This is a genomic window from Loktanella salsilacus (assembly GCF_900114485.1).
GTDB classification, from domain to species: domain Bacteria; phylum Pseudomonadota; class Alphaproteobacteria; order Rhodobacterales; family Rhodobacteraceae; genus Loktanella; species Loktanella salsilacus.
This window is the reverse complement of sequence record NZ_FOTF01000010.1, coordinates 64,643-83,329: the sequence shown is the minus strand read 5'-3', so window position 1 is coordinate 83,329 and position 18,687 is coordinate 64,643. Positions and strand designations below refer to the sequence as shown.

Here is an 18,687-nt window from a genome sequence, read left to right as displayed (position 1 = left end):
GAGGCGCCGATGCGTCGTTGGATCACCCGGATCATTGCTTTACCGCTGCTGGTCCTGATCATCGCCACGATTATCGGGCAGCTGAACACCGACCAATGGTGGGTGCGCGCCTTAGACTTTCCGCGTCTGCAAATTGCAGCGGGGCTAGCCGCGCTGACTGCGCTGTATGCGCTGATCGCCGGCTGGCGCGGTTTCATCGTGACCGCCGCCGCGCTCGGGGCACTTAGCGTGCAGGTCTGGACGCTGTGGCCCTATCAGCCCATCGCCGCCAAGATGGTCGCCCACACCCCGCGCTGCGCCGATGATGGCCGCCTGCGGGTGCTGTCGACGAATGTGCAACTGGGCAATCAGGACGCGGGCCAAGTGCTGGCTATGATCACGGACAGCAACGCCGATATCGTGCTGGTGATGGAAACCAACGACCGCTGGGATCGCGACCTTGCCCCCCTGAACCAGACCTATGAACACGTCATGCAGGCGCAGCCCATCGATGCCCGCTATTACGGGATGCAGGTCTATTCACGCTATCCACTGGCCGACGCGCGTTTTGAATACCCTTTTGACAGCGATACGCCGCTGTTTGTCGGCGATGTCGAACACCCGCGCCAAACCGTGCAATTCATCGGCGTCCACCCGCGCCCGCCGCAAATCGGCCAGTCCAGCACCATGCGCGACGCTGCTGTGCTGACCGCGGCCAAGCTTGCGCAAGACAGCGACGCTGTCAGCATTGTCGCCGGTGATTTCAATGCCACCAGTTGGAGCGATACCTCGCGGCTGGCCCTGCGCACAGGCGGCTTGCTGGACCCGCGCCAAGGGCGTGGACCGATGGTCAGCTTTGATGCCGAAAGTCGCTGGATGAAATGGCCGCTGGATCAGGTCCTGTGGCAAGGCGGGCCGGGGCTGCTGGACTTTACCATCCTGCCCGCCGTCGGGTCAGATCATTACCCCGTGCAGGCCGATTTGTGCCTGACCACCAGCGCCGAAGGCACCCCCGCTGCCCCCCGCGATGGCGACGCTGGGGCGGTGCAAGCCATCTTTGACGCGGCGGCAAAGGGTTGAGAGGACCCACCGCAAGACCTATGTCAAAAGTAACACCATCAGACAGGATGACCGCATGACCCGATCCATCGCCTATGACGCCCCGCAAGATGCTGGCGCCGCCGCCTTTGGCGATCTGCCCGAATGGGACCTGACCGACCTTTATCCGTCCCCCGACAGCGCCGAGATTAAGCGCGACATGGACTGGCTCGAAGCCGCCTGCGCCGATTTCGCGACCGACTACGAAGGTAAGCTGGCCGATCTTGACGCCGCTGGCCTGCTGGACGCAGTCAAGCGCTACGAGAATATCGACATCATCGCCGGGCGCATCATGTCCTACGCGGGCCTGCGCTACTACCAGATCACCACCGATGACGAGCGCGGCAAGTTTATGGCCGACGCGCAAGACCGCATGACCACCTACACAACGCCGCTGGTGTTCTACAGTCTGGAATTCAACCGCCTAGAGGACGCGCATCTGGCAGACTTGCTGGCGCAAAACGCTGAACTGCGCCGCTACAAGCCGATCTTTGACCGCATGCGCGCCATGAAGCCGCATCAGCTGTCGGACGAGATGGAAAAGTTCCTGCACGACCAATCCACTGTCGGCGCGGCCGCGTGGAACCGGCTGTTTGACGAAACCATGGCCGCGCTGATGTTCGATGTGGACGGCGAACAGCTGAACCTTGAATCCACTCTCAACTTGCTGACCGACCGCGACCGCACCAAGCGCGAAGCCGGTAGCCGCGCGCTGTCCGATGTCTTTGCAAAGAACGTCAAACTCTTTGCCCGCGTCCACAACACGTTGGCCAAGGAAAAAGAGATCGAGGATCGCTGGCGGAAAATGCCGACCCCGCAATACGGTCGCCACCTGTCCAACCATGTCGAGCCAGAGGTCGTCGAGGCGCTGCGCAATGCCGTCGTCGCCGCCTACCCCCGCCTGTCGCACCGCTATTACGCGCTAAAAGCCAAATGGCTGGGACTAGAGCGGATGGAAACATGGGACCGCAACGCACCGCTGCCGATGGACGCTGACCGCATCGTGACTTGGCCCGAGGCGGAAAAGATCGTCATGGACGCCTACGCCGACTTTGCCCCTGAAATGGCAGAACTGGCCAAGCCCTTCTTTACCGACGGCTGGATCGACGCGGGCGTAAAGCCCGGCAAAGCGCCAGGTGCCTTTGCCCACCCCACCGTCAGCACCGTGCACCCCTATGTGATGCTGAACTACCTTGGCAAACCGCGCGACGTGATGACCTTGGCGCATGAACTTGGCCACGGCGTCCACCAGCGCCTTGCCGCGGGTCAGGGCGAATTGCTGTCGTCGACACCGCTGACACTGGCTGAAACCGCATCCGTGTTCGGCGAAATGCTGACGTTCCAAAAACTGCTCGAAGGGGCAAAGACCAAAGAAGAACGCAAGGTCCTGCTGGCGGGCAAGGTCGAGGACATGATCAACACGGTCGTGCGCCAGATCGCGTTTTACGATTTCGAATGCAAACTGCACGCCGCCCGCGCCCAAGGAGAGTTGACGCCCGACGATATCAACGCGCTGTGGATGTCGGTGCAGGCCGAAAGCCTTGGGCCAGTGTTCGACTTTCAAGACGGATACGAGACCTTCTGGTCCTACATCCCTCACTTCGTCCACTCGCCGTTCTACGTCTACGCCTATGCCTTTGGCGACGGGTTGGTGAACGCGCTTTACGCGGTCTACGCCGAAGGCGATCCCGACTTTAAAACCAAGTATTTCGATATGCTCAAAGCGGGCGGGTCCAAGCACCACACCGAACTGCTGGCCCCCTTCGGCCTTGACGCGTCTGACCCGGCATTCTGGGACAAAGGCCTGTCGATGATCGAGGGGATGATCGACGAGCTAGAGGCGATGGAAGAAGATTAAACGATCATAAGGCCCCGGCGCTGCGCCGGGGCCTTATTCATTCAGCGGCCGGCGGCGTAGACCATATCCATCATCGCCTGCGTGCCGCGGCTGAATTCCAGCGGGCAAGCGTAATCCGCGCCGTGCAGCGCCGCTGCGGCAAAGGCTTCGACCTGTAACACATATTGGTTCACGCCGGGCCAGCGTTCGACCGTGCGGCTGCCGTTCTGCGTCTCAATCACCAACTCTGCTTGATCATAAACGCCCGCATTAAAGGGCGCGGTCATGGTCAGGATCCCTTTGTCACCGTGAAACGTGATGCGCTGCGCGGGCTGCATCCGGGTCGACACAAGGCCGGAATAGGTGAAACCCTCAAACTCCGCCGCGAACTGAGCGAACACATCCACGCCGCCTTCGAAATCGACCCGCGCATGGGTGACCGCGACCGGCTCTGCCCCCGTCACGAACCGCGCGGCCCCCAAGACATAGACGCCAATATCAGGCAGCGCCCCGCCGCCTGTGTCCGGCTTATTGCGGATATTGCCCGCGTCGGGGTTATTAAAGCTGAACAGCGCATCGACGTGGCGCAACTGGCCAATCTTGCCGCCCTGCACCAATTCACGGGCGCGGGCGAATTGCGGATGGTGCGTGATCATAAACGCCTCTGCCGCGAATTTGCCGCTGGCATCCCGCGCGGCAATCACCCGGTCAATGTCTTCGGCTTTCAGCGCAATCGGCTTTTCGCACAGCACATGTTTGCCAGCTTCCAGCGCCTTGATCGTCCAGTCCACATGCAGGTGGTTCGGCAGCGGGATATAAACCGCATCAATCCCATCATCCGCCAGCAGCGCATCATAGTCGCTGTGCACCCGCAGGCCCGGCGCAAAGTCGCTAAAGCCAGTCGCCTTGACCGGATCGGATGTTGCAAGCGCCACCAGTTCCGCGCCCTTGGCCGCATGAATCGCCGGCCCCATATGCTGGCGCGCAAAGTTCGCCGCCCCGAGTATTCCCCAACGCATCGCGTGTCCTTTTCATCTGGCAAAGAAAACTCCCACCGGAGGTACCGGCGGGAGCATTTAGAACAAGCCTAGCGAAAGGATTAGACGCTCTCAAGCATCCCCTTCTCAGCCGCCAATTCGCGCATGCGCTTTTGCAGCTTTTCAAACGCGCGCACTTCGATCTGGCGAATCCGCTCGCGGCTGACGTCATATTGCGATGACAAGTCTTCCAGCGTGATCGTTTCGTCGTTCAGGCGGCGCTGCATCAGGATGTCTTTTTCCCGGTCATTCAGAACGCCCATTGCCTCGGCCAGCATGGCGCGGCGGTTTTCCAGCTCGTCACGCTCTTCATAATCGCCAGCCTGATCGGCGTCTTCGTCTTCCAGCCAATCCTGCCATTGCATCGTGCCTTCGCCTTCGGACCCGACGGTCGCGTTCAGCGACGCATCACCGCCCGACAGACGCCGGTTCATCGACACGACTTCGGCTTCGGTCACGCCCAGATCGGTCGCAATCCGCTGCACGTTCTCGGGACGCAGATCGCCTTCTTCCAGCGCGCCGATGCGGTTTTTCGCCTTGCGCAGGTTAAAGAACAATTTCTTCTGGGCAGAGGTGGTGCCCAGTTTCACCATCGACCACGACCGCAGGACGTATTCCTGAATCGCAGCGCGGATCCACCACATCGCATAGGTCGCCAGACGGAAGCCTTTTTCAGGGTCGAACTTTTTTACGGCCTGCATCAGACCGACGTTCGCTTCGGAAATCACCTCGGCCTGCGGCAGACCGTAACCGCGATAGCCCATCGCGATCTTGGCGGCCAAACGCAGGTGGGACGTCACCAACTGGTGCGCGGCGTCGGTGTCTTCGTTTTCGGTCCAACGCTTCGCCAGCATGTATTCGTTCTCAGGCTCCAGCATCGGAAACTTGCGGATCGCCTGCATGTAGCGGTTCAGCCCCTGTTCAGGTGACGGCGCCGGAAGATTCTTATAATCGCTCATGTCGGTTCCCCTCTGCCCAATGTTTATGGGCTTAACATGGATATGGGTGTCCAAGGGCGGTCTTTCAATCATCCTCGGTGCAATGGTTTAACAACGTATGAACCTGTGCGTTCCGTCGCGCACCACCAAAGTCTGCGCATAAATGCACATCAAGCAGCGATTTTCAGCCCTTATACTGCAAATCTTGCAAGAGTTGTAACATATCCGCGGGTAATTCCGCAGCAAATTCCATGAATTCGCCGCTAATCGGGTGCTTAAAGCCAAGGGTTGCAGCATGCAGCGCCTGACGCGGGAAGGTACGCGCAGCGGCCACGCCTGCTGGTCCTACAGCCTTTTCCGCCAGCTTCTGACGGCCGCCATACACCGGGTCACCGATCAAGCCATGACCGCAGTGGGCCATATGCACGCGGATTTGATGGGTGCGGCCCGTCTCTAGCCAGCATTCCACCAAGGTCGCGACAGCCGGCGTACCCAATGTTTCAATAATGCGCACGCGCGTCACAGCATGGCGCCCGGTTTGAAACGAAACCGCCTGCTTTTGCCGGTCGCTTTTGTGCCGTCCAAGGAAAGTCTGCACCTTCAGGATATTGCCAGGGTCGAAACTCGTGCCCTTTACGCCGCGCAGTCGCGGGTCATTCGCGTCGGGCATGCCAAAGCACACCGCCAGATAGCGCCGTTCGACCGTATGGGCCGCGAACTGTGCAGCTAACCCCTGATGGGCGGCGTCGGATTTCGCCACGACCAACAGGCCAGAGGTTTCCTTGTCGATCCGGTGCACGATCCCCGGCCGCTTCATGCCGCCAACGCCGCTCAGGTCGTCGCCGCAATGGTGGATCAGCGCATTGACCAAAGTACCGTCCGGCGTGCCCGGCGCAGGATGCACAACCATGCCCGCAGGCTTGTTCAGCACGATCAGGTCGTCGTCTTCATAGATGATATCCAGCGCAATATCCTGCGCTACGATGTGACTTTCCTGCGCCTCTTCTACGGTAATCGCGACCTGCGCCCCTTCGGCCACCCGCGCGCGCGGGTCCGTCACAACGACGCCGTCCACCTGCACCGCACCGTCCGCAATCAGCTTGCCCAGACGCGAGCGTGAGAGCGTCGCATCCTCCGGCACATCGCGCGCCAGAACTTTATCAAGCCGCGGCAGCGGATTGGCTTGGATGGTGAATTCGACGGTGGTCTGGGGCATGGCAGTCTCTCCTTGAACGCGCCTCCTACCCTGCCCGCATGCCCTTGTCACGCAGCACGCAGTGGCTTCTTGTGGTCTTAAATACCTTTGCCGAAGGCTCTGATCTGCGCCAGCACATCAGACACCTAGCAAGATGGACAAGACGGCACCACGCTAAGGTGCCAAAGCCAGACACCAAAGCGTGAAGGCAAGGTCCCGCCGGTTGTGCCCACCCTTCATTGCAAAATCATGCAGAGCACTTCACTAACCCCTAAAAAGTATTTCGCGCAAACTGCGTAGAGGCACGAGGCGGTGCGGGACATGCAATGTTAATAAGACTACGATACTGGACAGCGCTGCTGGTGACCGGCGGCATTGCGTTTAGCGTATCGCAGCTGCTTGACGAACCGGCCAATCTGCCCGGCCCAGCCAAAGAAGCCGCCGCCCTTCCATCCCCCGCAGGTGGTACGGCGCAAGACACGTCCGGTGACGACGATTTTGCCGTGACAACGCCCGTGGCCGATTTGCCCGAACAGGCAGCCGACACCGTCAGCTGGTCGCGCGTCGTCGACGCAGGTGGCAGCCTTTCAGGACTTCTGGCCGAGGCGGGACTCGACACAGACGCCAGCCGTGATGTGACCGCCGCGATCGGGTCCGAATTTGACCTACGTCAACTAAAGCCGGGGCAACTCCTGTCTTTGAAAACATCCCCCGCGGGCACGCCTTACACGGCGACGCTCGAACTCGAAGATGGCTCGCGTATTTTGGCGCGTTTCGCACCTGCGCCTTCGGTCGAACGGCTTGCGCCTGACCTTGTCAGTGTTCCGCGCGCTGGCGAGGCCATTGTGAAAACCTCGATCTTTGGCGCGTTAGAGGCCGCCGGGATTCCCACACGCTTTGCGACAGACCTTGAACTAATCCTAGACGAAACCTTCGATCTGCGCACGCAGCTGAGCGGCGGCGAGCATATGCGCGTGATGTGGCGCGAGTACCGCGCGGGCGACCGTGTCGTGGGGGAACCGACCATCGATTTCGCACAACTGGATCTGAACGACGGCCGCTATGAGATTTTATGGCCGGACGACAATTCCCGCCGCACCCAGATCATGAAAGACGGCGAGCTGCTGCAGACCTTCGAGCAACCAATCCGTGGCGCAAGGCTTAGTTCCGCGTTTGGGCTGCGCATGCACCCGATCCACAAGACAAAGCGGATGCACAGCGGTCTGGACTTTGCCGCCGAACAAGGCGCGCCCGTGGAAGCGACCCAAGCAGGCAAAGTGGCCTTCATGGGCGAGCGCAGCGGTTACGGAACGGTTGTCGAGGTTGACCACGGGAGCGGCGTTCAAACCCTATATGCCCACCTGAGCGCCTTGAATGACGCGATCAAAGTCGGCGACCGCATAACCGCTGGCACCGAACTGGGCCGCGCCGGATCAACGGGCACGTCGACCGCGCCGCATCTGCATTACGAAATCCGTGTGGGTGGCAAAGCAGTATCGCCGCTTGCTGACACGCGGTTGCGCGATTTGGGCACTGGTGCCGCCACCGCAGGCTCTGTCACGCGCTTAAGCAGCGTGAAAAGCAAACTTGATCGTTTGCTTGCGATAAGGGGTTAATGCGCAAAGCATTTCGGCGGTCTTGGTAGTCTATCCTAAGCGTCTGATAATGACGGCCGAGAGTGGCGACCGTCCAACAACGCCTGACAGGCAATCGCAGCGCATGCGCGGCAGATGAGGGCAAAGCACATTCAGATGGCGCACTGAATATAGCACCTTTGCCGTTTCTTTCAGCGATGTCATGCCAGCCGTCGCCCTGCGGCGCGACCTATCCCGCACAGACAACGCGCCCACTTTTTCTAGCAGCCCCTCCCATCGTAGGCTGGGCCATCTCAGCCAGATCAAAGCGAGGCTTTACGTTGGCGCACGTCCTGTTGATGAACCCGAACCACAATCCGGCCACCACCATGGCGATGTGCCAGATCGCGGCGGTTGGCCTTGGGCCCCCCCCGACACCTTGGACCGCGCCGTCGGGTCCGGATCTGATTACCGACCCAGCGGCGCTTGCTGATGCGGCAGACCTGATTGCCAGTGCCGCCCTACCCCTGTGGCCCGATGGGATCATCGTGTCTGCCTTCGGTGATCCGGGGGCGGCCCGCCTTGCCCAGCGCGCGCCTTGCCCGGTGATCGGCATTGGTGCAGCCGCCGCGCGTCAGGCGGCGCAGGCCGGGCAACCCTTTGCGGTCGCCACCACGACTCCGGCGCTGGCCGCCCCTATTGATGCACTGATGATGGCCCACGCGGGCAATGCCACCTATGTTGGATGCTTTTGCGCTGATGCCGACCCTGCGGCGCTGATGTCGAACCAAGGGGCGTTGGACGCAGCCCTGCTCGCGCAGATCAACCGGGCCTATGCGGCTGGCGCGGCCTGTGTCATCATCGGCGGCGGGCCCCTTGGAACAGCGGCGGAACGGCTTCGCGCCGCGTCCCCCGTGCCATTGATTAATCCCATCCTAAGCGCCGCGCGTGCATTGCGCCTATTGATCGAAAGCGAACATGCCTAACACGACTGACATTGCGCAGGCCCTGATTGACGCCCACGAAAACGGCACCCGTATCACGCCAGATTGGGACGTGCTGACGCGTGCGCAAGTCTTGGCGATCCAATCGCGCGTCAGTGCGGCGCTTGGGCCTGTGACCGGGTTCAAGGTCGGTCATGCGGCCGATGGAGGCCCGCCGATTATTGCGCCAATCCAGTCGCGGTATGACGTCGCGGGCGGCGGCACGCGGATCGTCGCGGATCGTTTAGGGGTCGAGCTTGAGATCGGCTTTACCCTGACCCAACCGCTGCCCGCTGCCACCCTTCCGCTGCGGCCGCAGGATTATTTCGTGCCCTGCATCGCGCTGGAATTGGTGGACACCCGCCTGACCGGCGACGCGGCCACACGGGCAGATTTGAAATTTGCCGATTTCCAGATCAACGCCGGTCTGGTGCTGGGCCCCGCGTTGCCCGCATGGGACGGGTCGGATTTCGGAACGCAGGACGCGCGGCTTGGGACAGAGGCGCAAGTCACCCTTGATGGTCCCGCGACCGTGCCGGGCGGGTCGGCGCTGGCGAACCTTGCCTTGTTGCTGGCCCATCTTGGGGACCATTGCGGCGGGCTTCAGGTGGGTCAGACGGTGATAACGGGGTCCTTATGCGGGCTGCCTTGGTTCACGCCGGACGCTATCGTCACCGGATGGATCGCGGGCTTTGGTGAGGTGTCGATCAACCTGCAGGCGGCAAATTCGGCCAGCGAAACGGACTAATAATCTGCTCTACCGCGTCCATCAGCCAGCCTTCGCTTTGGGCGGGTCCAATCAGTTGCAGACCAATCGGCAATCCCGCCGCAATCGTCGCGGGAAAGGCGATGGCGGGCAGGCCTGCGGCATTGACCCAACCGGTATAGACCGCATGCCCGCGCGGCCCGGCAGGCTTGCCTGCGATCATCGCCGGGTGGCTTTCATGGGCGGGCCAAGGCTGCGCGGCAGAGGTCGGCGTCAGGATCGCATCATAGCCCCACAGCCCCTGCGCCGCGCGGCGCAGATCCGTTACAGCGTGCTGAATGGCCTGAAATTCGCTGGCGGGAAAGGCACGGCCCCGCGCTGCCATCGCCTGATATTTCTGCGCCGCTGCAGCAGCAACAGCAGGGTCCTGCTGGAAATAGGCGGCCAAACCAACCTCTGCGATATGGCCCCATCCGGCGTTCAGGTCCGACAGGTCATATGGCAGATCACCCGTGATCACCCTGTGTCCCCGCCCGCGTAGCGCCTCGCACATGTCCGCGAATGCCTGCAGGATGACAGGGTCACACGGCGCATCGCCCATGACAGGGATTGCAAGAATACGACCCTGTGCCCGCCCCTGCGCACGACCCGCTTGGCCTGACAGCACAGCATTCAGCAGCCGCAGATCGCGCAGTGACCGGGCGATGGGTCCGGCAACCTCGAAATCCAGCAAAAGTTGCGGCAAGCCGCCGCCCCGGGCGACGCGGCCAATCCCCGGCTTTAGCCCCACCAGCCCGGTATATCCTGCCGGTCTGCGGATCGACCCGCCGCCGTCTGTCGCCAGCCCCGCAAAGGCCATGCCAGAGGCCACCGCCGCCACCACCCCGCCGGATGATCCACCCGGCGTCAGAGCGGTGTCAAAGGGGTTGCGGGTCACGCCAAAGGTCAGGTTTTCCGTGTAGCCGTCGACGGCAAATTCGGGCGTATTGCCCTTACCGATGACCAGCGCACCAGCGGCGCGGAGCCGCGCGACCGGCACCTCATCATGCGCGGCCATGCGGGTGGACAGCGCGGCGTTGCCCCATGACGCGGGCAAGCCGCGCGACACCAGATTATCCTTCACGACGATCGGCACACCGTCCAGCAGCCCTTGCGGCACGCCCCGCGCCCAGCGGTCCGTCGCAGCCTGCGCCTCGGCCAGCAGGGTTTGGGAAAGGGTGGAATAGGCATTCAGCTTGGGGTCAATCCGCGCAATCCGGTCCAGCACCAGCGCCGCGGCATCATTCGGCGTGGCCATGCCTGCGGCGAACTGCGCCAGAAGTGCGGTGACATCGGCATGTTCTAAATCGTCCAAGGCCCGCTCACCCCGCCTTGGGCGCAGTCAGAAGGCCATAGGTCTGCGGCTCTCGGTGCTTGGCCAGATCAAAGATATTGCGGCGTATCTCGGCGCAGCGATCAAGGTCGATGCGGGCGGTGATCACCTCGTCCCCGACCCCAAGGGCCTGCGCCACGATTTCGCCGGTTGGGGCGACAATCATGCTGCCGCCGATCAGATCGCAGCCTTCTTCGTGCCCGGCCTTGGCCGCCGCCAGCGCCCAAAGGCCGTTTTGATAGCAGCCCGCCTGTATCGACAGGGCGTTGTGGAAATACTGCAGGTGATCATGTTCCGGCGCGGGCGGATAATGCAGCGGCGTGTTGTAACCAAGCGCCACCAGTTCCGCACCCTGCAGGCCCAGCATACGCCATGTTTCCGGCCAACGCCGGTCGTTGCAAATACACATCCCCGCCTTGCCGCCAAGTGCGTCAAAGACTGAAAAGCCCAGATCGCCGGTTTCAAAATACCGCTTTTCAAGGTGCTGAAACGGACGCCAGGGCTCTGGCTCTTGATGACCCGGCAGGTGGATTTTGCGGTATTTTCCGACGATCTGGCCCGCCTCGACCATGATTGCCGTATTAAATCGCTGCCCCTGCGGCGTCAGTTCGGCATAGCCAAGGTGGAAGGCTATGTTCAGCTTGGCCGACAAATCGAACAGCGGCTGCGTGGCCGCGTTCGGCATCGCTGTTTCAAACCACTGATCCAAATCGGCACCTTCCAGATGCCAGCGCGGAAAGAAGGTTGTCAGCGCCAATTCGGGAAAGACGACCAGCGATGCACCGCGGTCCGCCGCGTCGGTCATCATTGTACACATGCGCGCGACCGCGCTGCTGCGCGGCGCGTCCCGTGCGATTGGCCCCATCTGGGCGACGGCGGCGATCAGGTTACGCATGCAAATCATCCCCCGCGATGATGGAGCGGTACAGCGCCGGATCAGTCGCGCCCTCGGTCGCAAAGGTCAGCACACGCGACGCGGGGCCAAGGCCGATCGCATGCCGCATTGCGCCGTCTGCAGACAGACAGGCGACCAAGCCGGCCACGGCAGATTCCCCCGCCTCTATCGCGGGATCGCCGTTCGCGGGGGCGGCCAGTTGGCGCATCATCGGCCCGACCAAATGATCGGGCACGGTGATGGCGAAATCCCCGTGGTCCTTCAGGATGTCCCAAGCCAGCTCAGAGACCTCTCCACACGCCAGTCCGGCCTGCAGGGTGTCGACAGTGCCCTGCGCAACAGTCGGCTTTCCTGCGAAAAAGCTGTCGGCCCAGCACGCTGCGCCGGTTGGATCGGCAAGGATGATACAAGGCCGCGCATCGCCCCAGCGACGTTTTGCCAAACCGGCGACCGCAGCCGCAACGCCGCCAACGCCCGTCTGGATAAAGATATGGGTCGGCGGCGCGGGCAGCGCGTCAAAGGCCTCGGCGGCCATGATTTCGTAGCCTTGCATGACGTTGCGCGGCACGTCGGTATAGCCGGGCCAAGAGGTGTCGGACACAACGTGCCAACCCTCGCGCGCTGCGACATCGGCGGCGATGCGCACGCTGTCGTCATAGCCCCCTGGCACGCGCCGGACCTCGGCCCCGAAACTGGCGATCGCATTGGCCCGGCCCTGCGACACTGTTTCGTGGATGAAGATCACAGCGCGGCAGCCAAAGCGCTGCGCGCTCCATGCCACGGACCGGCCGTGGTTGCCGTCGGTGGCGCAGGTCACGACGATGTCAGCCGGGCTGGGGTGCTGCGCGAGCACCTGCGCCACGGCATAGGCCCCGCCCAGCGCCTTAAAGCTGCCAATGCCAAAGCGGCCGCTTTCATCCTTGATGTGCAGCGACGCAATCCCCGCCTGCGCGGCCAACCCCGGCAAAGCGTGCAGCGGCGTGGGCGCATAGCCATCCCATGATGACACAACCTGATGCGCCGCCCTTAGCGCGGCATCGGACAGGATCGCGTCTTGCACCTGCGTCCAAGGCGCGCTGCGCTGCGCCAGCGCGTTGGGCACCAGCCTCATGTATAGGCCAGCACGGCGTCCACCTCGACCGCGGCGTTTTCGGGCAGGCTTGATACGCAGACAGCCGTGCGGGCATGCTGGCCGGCATCCCCGAACAGGTCAATGAACAGCCGCGATGCGCCGTCGATGACCGCAGGTCCGGTTTTATAGGTCGGCCCCGCATTCACAAAGCCGCCGACGCGCAGCACGGCGCTGACGCGGTCCAGCGATCCCAGCGCCTCTTTGGTGCAGAACAGCAGGTTCAGGGCACACAGTTGCGCGGCTTTGCGGCTTTCCTCCATCGCGGTTTCGGGCGTGATCGGGCCCAGCCATTTGGGCGTGCCGTTCCATTCGCAAATCTGCCCCGACAGGAACAACAGACCGTTCCACGTGCGGTATTTCAGATAGCTGGCCCGCGACGGGCAATCGGGCGGCAGTTCCAGACCCATGTCTGCCAGTTTCTTTTCAATCTCACTCATAGGACGCTCTCTGCCTCTAATATACATGCGACGGCGCGGCCCGGTCCTTTGCTGATCAGCGGCGGGCGGGCAGCGTGACAAGCCGCCATGGCCACCGGACACCGGGGGGCAAAGGGGCAGCTTGTTGGTGGTTCTTCGAGTGTGGGCGGCGCGCCGGGGATGGCATCAAGGCGCGCGCCCTTGACCGCGCCGTGCAGGTTCGCGGCCAAAAGCCCCTTTGTGTAGGGATGACGGGGATCTTTGATGATTTCGGCGATGGTGCCGGTTTCAACAATGGTGCCCGCATACATCACCGCCACCCGGTCCGCGATTTCAACCGCGACGCCAATGTCATGGGTGACGAAAATCACCGACATGCCCATTTCCTGCTGCAACTCTCGCAGGAGCAGCAGCACCTGCATCTGCACCGTGGCATCCAGCGCGGTCGTCGGCTCGTCCGCCAACAGCAGGCGCGGGCCGCAGGCCAGCGCTAGCGCGATCATCGCCCGCTGCCGCATGCCGCCCGACATCTCGTGCGGGTAGTTCGACAGCCGCCGCTCCGGCGAGGGAATGCGCACCCGCTTCAGCATATCAAGGGCGCGCGCGTTGGCGTCGGGGCGGGATAGCCCCTCATGGCGCATAACGGTTTCGGCGATCTGGGTGCCGATGGCATAGACCGGGTCCAGCGCCAGCGACGGATCCTGAAAGATCATCGCGACCTCTGGCCCGCGAAAGTTCGCCAGCTCTCGGCCCTTGAGTTTCAGCACATCGCGGCCGTCAAAGGCGATCTTGCCGCCAATCTTGGTGCGCTTGCCGGGCAAAAGCTGCATCAAGGATTTTAGCGTGACGCTTTTGCCCGATCCGCTTTCCCCCAGCAGGGCGACGACTTCGCCCTTTTCCACCGACAGGCTGACGCCGTTCAGCGCATGGACTGTACGTTCGCCGCTAAAGCGGACGGTCAGGTCTTCGATTTCGACAAGCGCGCTCATGCTGCCACCTCTTCATATCCGGACGCGGGATCATGGAGGTGGCAAGCCACCTGATGCCCCTCATTCAGCGTGATGGCGCGGGGCTTTAGACTGCTGCACACCGATTTGGCCAGCGGGCAGCGGGTGTGAAACCGGCAGCCAGAGGGCGGATCGATGGGATTGGGCGGATCACCAGCCAAGGGCGGCACCTGCGTGCGCGCGTCCGGGTCCATTGACGGCATCGCGGAAAACAGCGCTGCCGTATAGGGATGCGCCTGCTTGTGATACAGCGCCTCTGCGGGGCCAACCTCGACCACCTCGCCCAGATACATCACCATCAGCCGGTCAGAGATGAAGCGGACCACATTCAGGTCGTGGCTGATGAACATATAGGTCAGATCAAAATCGCGCCGCAGGTCTTCAAGCAGGTTCAGTACCTGCGCTTCGACCGATTTATCCAGCGCGGACACGGCTTCATCTAGGATCAGCAGCCGGGGCCGCATCGCAAGGGCGCGCCCGATATTGACCCGCTGCCGCTGGCCGCCGGACAGCTCGTGCGGGTAACGGCCCGCGAACCGCGCGGGATCAAGGCCGATCCGGTCCAGCAGATCGCGGGCAATCGCCAAGGCCTCGGCCTGCGGCACGCCGTTCACCTTGGGGCCGAAGGCAATCGTTTCCTCGATCGTCATGCGCGGGTTAAGGGATGCAAAGCTGTCCTGAAACACCATCTGCACGCCGCGCCGCAGATCGCGCAGGCTAAGGTCCGCGTTCAGCTCTTGCCCGTCATAGATGATCTTGCCGCCCGTGATCGGGACCAGACCGATCAGCAAGCGGGCGGTTGTCGACTTGCCGCAACCGGACTCGCCGACGACGCCAAGGGTCTCTCCTTTTGCGATGGTAAAATCGATGCCATCGACGGCGCGGACCACCTTTTTCGGGGCCAGTATTCCGGCGCGGACCGGAAAGTGGCAGGTCAGGTCCTTGGCGGTGATCAAGGGCTGACGGGGGCCGCCGATGTCCGCCAATGACGGGGCTGTCGTGATGGTTTTATTGGCGGACATTCATCGCGCTCCTTAGACCGTCGCTGAGCAGGTTCAGGCAAAGGGACGTGATGAAGATCATCATGCCCGGCAGCGCCGCCACCCATGGATTGATGTAGATTGCCGTGCGCAGGGTGTTCAGCATCAGACCCCACTCTGGCTCTGGCGGTTTGACGCCAAGGCCAAGGAACGACAGGCCGGCGGAAATGATCATGCACACGCTGGTCAGGCTGGTGGCGTAGACAAAGATCGGCCCCAGCACATTGCCCAGCACCTGCACCCGCACGATGGTAAAGTTGCCCGCCCCGCTGGCGCGCGCCGCATCGACATAGTCCAGCTTGCGCACGGATGCGGTGACGCTTTCGGCGACGCGGGTGATCGGCGGGATGAAGACGATGGTCAGCGACACAAGCGAATTCACCACCCCCGCCCCCAGCGCGCCAGAGATCGCGATGGCCAGCAGCACAGACGGGAAGGCAAAGAAGATATCCGTCACGCGCATGATCATCGAATTGACCCAGCCGCCGACATAGCCCGCGATCAGACCAAGCGAGGTGCCAATCACAAAGGCTGCAACGACAGGCGTGATGCCAAGGAACAGAGTCAGCCGTCCGCCATAGATCAGCCGGGCCAGCATATCGCGGCCAAGCTCGTCCGTGCCAAGGATATGCCCCGGCGTCCCGATGGGTTTCAGGCGCGCGATCATTGATCCGGTGTATGGATCAGCAAAGCCCAGCCAAGGCGCAAAGATGGCGCAAAAGATCAGCGCCAGCAGGATCGCCGCACAGATCAGCGACACAGGATCGCGGCGCAAACGGCGCCAGACCCCGGCCCAATACCCGACAGTGGGGGCGGCTGGCACCTCTAGCGCTGTGGATGTGGAGGTTGCGGTATAGGTCATGCGCGCGAAATCCTTGGGTCAATCATGGATTGGGCGATATCCACCAGCAGGTTCAGCGTGACAAAGAACATCGCCAGCACAAGGATCGTGCCTTGCAGCATCGGCAGATCCCGCTGCAGGATGGCGACCGATAGCAGATAGCCGGAGCCGGGCCAGTTAAAGACAGTCTCGATCAGGATAGACCCGCCCAGCAGATAGCCCAGTTGCAGGCCGATGACGGACAGCGCCGTTGGGGCGGCGTTGCGGGCAACATGGCGCAGCACGCCGCTATTCGTCATGCCTTTGGCATAAAGCGCCTGCACGAAATCCTGATCCAGAATGTCAGACACCAGCGCCCGCGTCGTGCGCATGACGATCCCCATTGGCACCACGGCCAACGTGATCGCGGGCAGGACAAGATGGCGCATATGCAGCCAATCCCATGTCCAATCAGACGATCCACCCGGCCCCGCACCCATAGACGGCAGCCACGGCAAGGTGATTGAAAAGATGATGACCAGCACCATCCCCAGCCAATAATTCGGCGTCGATACGCCAGCGATGGCGGTGGCGGTGATGATCCGGTCCCAGACCGTATCGCGCAGATAGCCCGCCATGAAACCAAAGAAGATACCCAGCGGAAAGCCGATCACGCTGGCGGCGGCGGCCAATAGCAGTGTGTTGCCGACAGCGCGCGTTACCTCTGGCGCGACGGCGCGACCGGTGGCGATGGATCGGCCCAGATCACCCTGCACCGCATTTCCCAGCCAGATACCGAACTGCACAGGCAGCGGTTTATCAAAGCCGTAGACGGCGCGCATTTCAGCCTCTTGCTCGGCTGTGGCGTCGATGGGCATGACCGCGACCAGCGGATCGCCCGGGGCAATGTGAACAAGAAGAAAACAGATCAGGCTGACGCCAAGGGCGACAGGGATCACGTAAACGAGGCGGCGCAGGAGATATGTAAACATGATATATCGGACGGGGCGGCGCTGTGGCCGCCCCTGCCCTTTCTACTCCATCGTGATCGAGCTGAAGTTCTGGTACCAGTTCTGCGCCTGCACGAAGCCTTTGACATTTGCGTTCATCGCACGCGGTGCCACGTCGTGCGTGACCATCAGGAACAGCGCGTCATTGACGTACTTCTCATGCGTCTTTTGCAGGACTTTAGTCTGCTCTTCGGGATCAAAGGTGGTGCGGATCTGCTTGATCAGCTCTTCCATTTCTGGATCGCAGTAGTGGCCCCAGTTGGTGCCATTGGGTGCAATCAGGTCGCAAGACAGGTGCCGGATCAGACCGGTGAACGGGTCCTGAATGAAGTAGGTAAAGTTGATCGACTGGGCACCTTGGCTGCTGTCGTCAGCTGCGCCAGCACGCCAGATGTTGATCATCGTGTTCCACTCGACGACCTCGAATTCCACGTCGATCCAGACCTCTGCAAGGTTTTGCTGAATGAACTCGTTCATCGGCAGCGGCAGCATCTGACCAGACCCGGACGGAGAGATCAGCGCCTTGACCGTCAGGCGGTTGTCGGGGCCATAGCCGGATTCCTCCATCAGCGCCTTGGCGGCCTCGATGTCATAGGTGACCTTGAAATCCGGCGTGCCGAACCATTGCGAGCCGGGCGGCAAGAAGCCTTCTGCCGGGACCATCATGCCGCCCAGCAGCACCGACATGCCTTCGCGGTCGATGGCCAGGTTGGCCGCCTTGCGCACGTTGATGTCATTCCAAGGCGAGCCTTCCACGCGGGACAGGTGCCACGTCCAGTTATGCGGCAGGGTGTTGGACACGATCTCGAACCCGTTGCCTTGCAAGGCGGGGATCATGTCGGGGGCCGGTGCCTCGATCCAGTCGACCTGACCGGACATCAGCGCGGCAGACCGGGCGTTGGGTTCGGGCAGCGGGATCAGGATCATCTTGTCCAGTTGCGGCACGCGGGTGTCGTCCCAATAGGCCGCGTTCGGCAGCAGCTCTGCCCGTTCGCGCGGCACAAAGCTGTCCATGATCCAAGGTCCAGTGCCAGAGGGGTCTTCGGCAAAGGCGTCCCAGCTTTTGCCAAGCGCTTGCCACTGGGCAGGGGACGACATCAGGATCCACGCCAACTGGTAAGGCAGCGTTGCGTCAGGCACGTTGGTGACGATTTCTAGCGTTTGCGGATCAACAGCGCGGTAGCTGGCGACAGCCGGAATACGCGATTTACCCTGCGCGGACTGGCGCGGGTCGTATTGTTCGGATGTATCATCCAGCAGCTTGTCAAAGTTCCACACGACATCGTCTGCCGTAAAGTCAGAGCCGTCGTGAAATTTAACACCTTCACGGATCTTGAAGGTCCATGTCAGCTGATCCTCGCCAACGGTCCATTCCGTCGCAAGGCCCGGGATCAAACCCGACGGTTTGTCGGCAGAGGTCAGGTCCCAGTTAATCAGCGCGTCATACACCGTATACCCCATGAAGCGCATCCCCTCGCCCCCTTGGTCGGTCTGGCCGGTCGTGAGCGGAATGTCAGAGGCCGTCATGCCGATCCGCAAGGTGCCGTCGGCCCAAGCCGGAAGCGCCATAAGCGCAAGTCCGACGGCCGAGCTGAGAAGTCTGGTTTTGATCCGATGTATCATACGTGTGTTCCCCGAATGTGCGTGG

General features: G+C 62.1%; 17 protein-coding genes. 5 read left to right on the top strand and 12 right to left on the bottom strand.

Annotation, left to right across the window (positions count from 1 at the left end; translation table 11 throughout):
• The first annotated feature begins 9 nt into the window (after positions 1-9).
• Positions 10-1,059, top strand: a complete 1,050-nt coding sequence (locus BM131_RS10655) for an endonuclease/exonuclease/phosphatase family protein (RefSeq protein ID WP_090189269.1) — start codon at positions 10-12, stop codon at positions 1,057-1,059.
• A gap of 55 nt (positions 1,060-1,114) precedes the next feature.
• A complete protein-coding gene (locus BM131_RS10650) occupies positions 1,115-2,935 on the top strand; it encodes a M3 family oligoendopeptidase (protein ID WP_090189267.1) in 1,821 nt (606 codons plus the stop codon).
• 41 nt (positions 2,936-2,976) lie between these two features.
• Here the strand turns inward: BM131_RS10650 and BM131_RS10645 are convergent, their stop codons facing one another.
• From BM131_RS10645 to BM131_RS10635, 3 genes are all read right to left on the bottom strand, one after another.
• On the bottom strand, positions 2,977-3,933 hold the full coding sequence (locus BM131_RS10645; protein WP_090189266.1) for a Gfo/Idh/MocA family protein: 957 nt from the start codon (positions 3,931-3,933) through the stop codon (positions 2,977-2,979).
• An 80-nt stretch (positions 3,934-4,013) separates the two neighbouring features.
• Positions 4,014-4,910 (bottom strand): RNA polymerase sigma factor RpoH, encoded by an 897-nt coding sequence (rpoH, locus tag BM131_RS10640; RefSeq protein ID WP_090189264.1) that lies wholly within the window; start codon positions 4,908-4,910, stop codon positions 4,014-4,016.
• Between the two features lie 163 nt (positions 4,911-5,073).
• Positions 5,074-6,105: an RluA family pseudouridine synthase gene (locus BM131_RS10635; RefSeq protein ID WP_090189262.1), complete on the bottom strand. Its 1,032-nt coding sequence runs from the start codon at positions 6,103-6,105 to the stop codon at positions 5,074-5,076.
• 305 nt (positions 6,106-6,410) lie between these two features.
• Between BM131_RS10635 and BM131_RS10630 the strand changes: the two genes are divergently transcribed.
• The 3 genes from BM131_RS10630 (at position 6,411) to BM131_RS10620 (ending at position 9,389) form a co-directional block, all read left to right on the top strand.
• Entirely contained in the window at positions 6,411-7,700 is a 1,290-nt protein-coding gene (locus BM131_RS10630; protein ID WP_245754214.1) for a M23 family metallopeptidase, read from the top strand.
• Between the two features lie 299 nt (positions 7,701-7,999).
• The gene (locus BM131_RS10625) at positions 8,000-8,644 is read left to right on the top strand and encodes an aspartate/glutamate racemase family protein (protein WP_245754213.1); all 645 of its coding nucleotides are present in this window, start codon (positions 8,000-8,002) and stop codon (positions 8,642-8,644) included.
• Positions 8,637-9,389 carry a hypothetical protein gene (locus tag BM131_RS10620; RefSeq protein ID WP_090189260.1) on the top strand — a complete coding sequence of 251 codons (753 nt, stop codon included), beginning with the start codon at positions 8,637-8,639 and terminating at the stop codon, positions 9,387-9,389. The genes BM131_RS10625 and BM131_RS10620 overlap by 8 nt, the downstream gene beginning before the upstream one ends.
• Here the strand turns inward: BM131_RS10620 and BM131_RS10615 are convergent.
• The 9 genes from BM131_RS10615 to BM131_RS10575 are packed head-to-tail and all read right to left on the bottom strand — an operon-like array spanning position 9,349 to position 18,608.
• On the bottom strand, positions 9,349-10,701 hold the full coding sequence (locus BM131_RS10615) for an amidase (RefSeq protein ID WP_245754212.1): 1,353 nt from the start codon (positions 10,699-10,701) through the stop codon (positions 9,349-9,351). The genes BM131_RS10620 and BM131_RS10615 overlap by 41 nt on opposite strands.
• Before the next feature lie 7 nt (positions 10,702-10,708).
• Positions 10,709-11,614 carry an N-carbamoyl-D-amino-acid hydrolase gene (locus BM131_RS10610; protein WP_090189258.1) on the bottom strand — a complete coding sequence of 302 codons (906 nt, stop codon included), beginning with the start codon at positions 11,612-11,614 and terminating at the stop codon, positions 10,709-10,711.
• Positions 11,607-12,725 carry a diaminopropionate ammonia-lyase gene (locus tag BM131_RS10605; RefSeq protein ID WP_090189256.1) on the bottom strand — a complete coding sequence of 373 codons (1,119 nt, stop codon included), beginning with the start codon at positions 12,723-12,725 and terminating at the stop codon, positions 11,607-11,609. Before BM131_RS10605 ends, BM131_RS10610 begins: the two co-directional genes overlap by 8 nt.
• A complete protein-coding gene (locus tag BM131_RS10600; RefSeq protein ID WP_090189255.1) occupies positions 12,722-13,183 on the bottom strand; it encodes a RidA family protein in 462 nt (153 codons plus the stop codon). The genes BM131_RS10605 and BM131_RS10600 overlap by 4 nt, the downstream gene beginning before the upstream one ends.
• Positions 13,180-14,151, bottom strand: coding sequence for an ABC transporter ATP-binding protein (locus BM131_RS10595; RefSeq protein ID WP_090189253.1), 972 nt, complete (start codon positions 14,149-14,151; stop codon positions 13,180-13,182). The genes BM131_RS10600 and BM131_RS10595 overlap by 4 nt, the downstream gene beginning before the upstream one ends.
• Entirely contained in the window at positions 14,148-15,191 is a 1,044-nt protein-coding gene (locus BM131_RS10590) for an ABC transporter ATP-binding protein (RefSeq protein ID WP_090189251.1), read from the bottom strand. The genes BM131_RS10595 and BM131_RS10590 overlap by 4 nt, the downstream gene beginning before the upstream one ends.
• Positions 15,178-16,071, bottom strand: coding sequence for an ABC transporter permease (locus tag BM131_RS10585; protein WP_090189249.1), 894 nt, complete (start codon positions 16,069-16,071; stop codon positions 15,178-15,180). The genes BM131_RS10590 and BM131_RS10585 overlap by 14 nt, the downstream gene beginning before the upstream one ends.
• The gene (locus BM131_RS10580) at positions 16,068-17,021 is read right to left on the bottom strand and encodes an ABC transporter permease (RefSeq protein ID WP_090189248.1); all 954 of its coding nucleotides are present in this window, start codon (positions 17,019-17,021) and stop codon (positions 16,068-16,070) included. Before BM131_RS10580 ends, BM131_RS10585 begins: the two co-directional genes overlap by 4 nt.
• A gap of 42 nt (positions 17,022-17,063) precedes the next feature.
• Positions 17,064-18,608 carry an ABC transporter substrate-binding protein gene (locus tag BM131_RS10575; protein WP_245754211.1) on the bottom strand — a complete coding sequence of 515 codons (1,545 nt, stop codon included), beginning with the start codon at positions 18,606-18,608 and terminating at the stop codon, positions 17,064-17,066.
• Between the last annotated feature and the right edge of the window lie 79 nt (positions 18,609-18,687).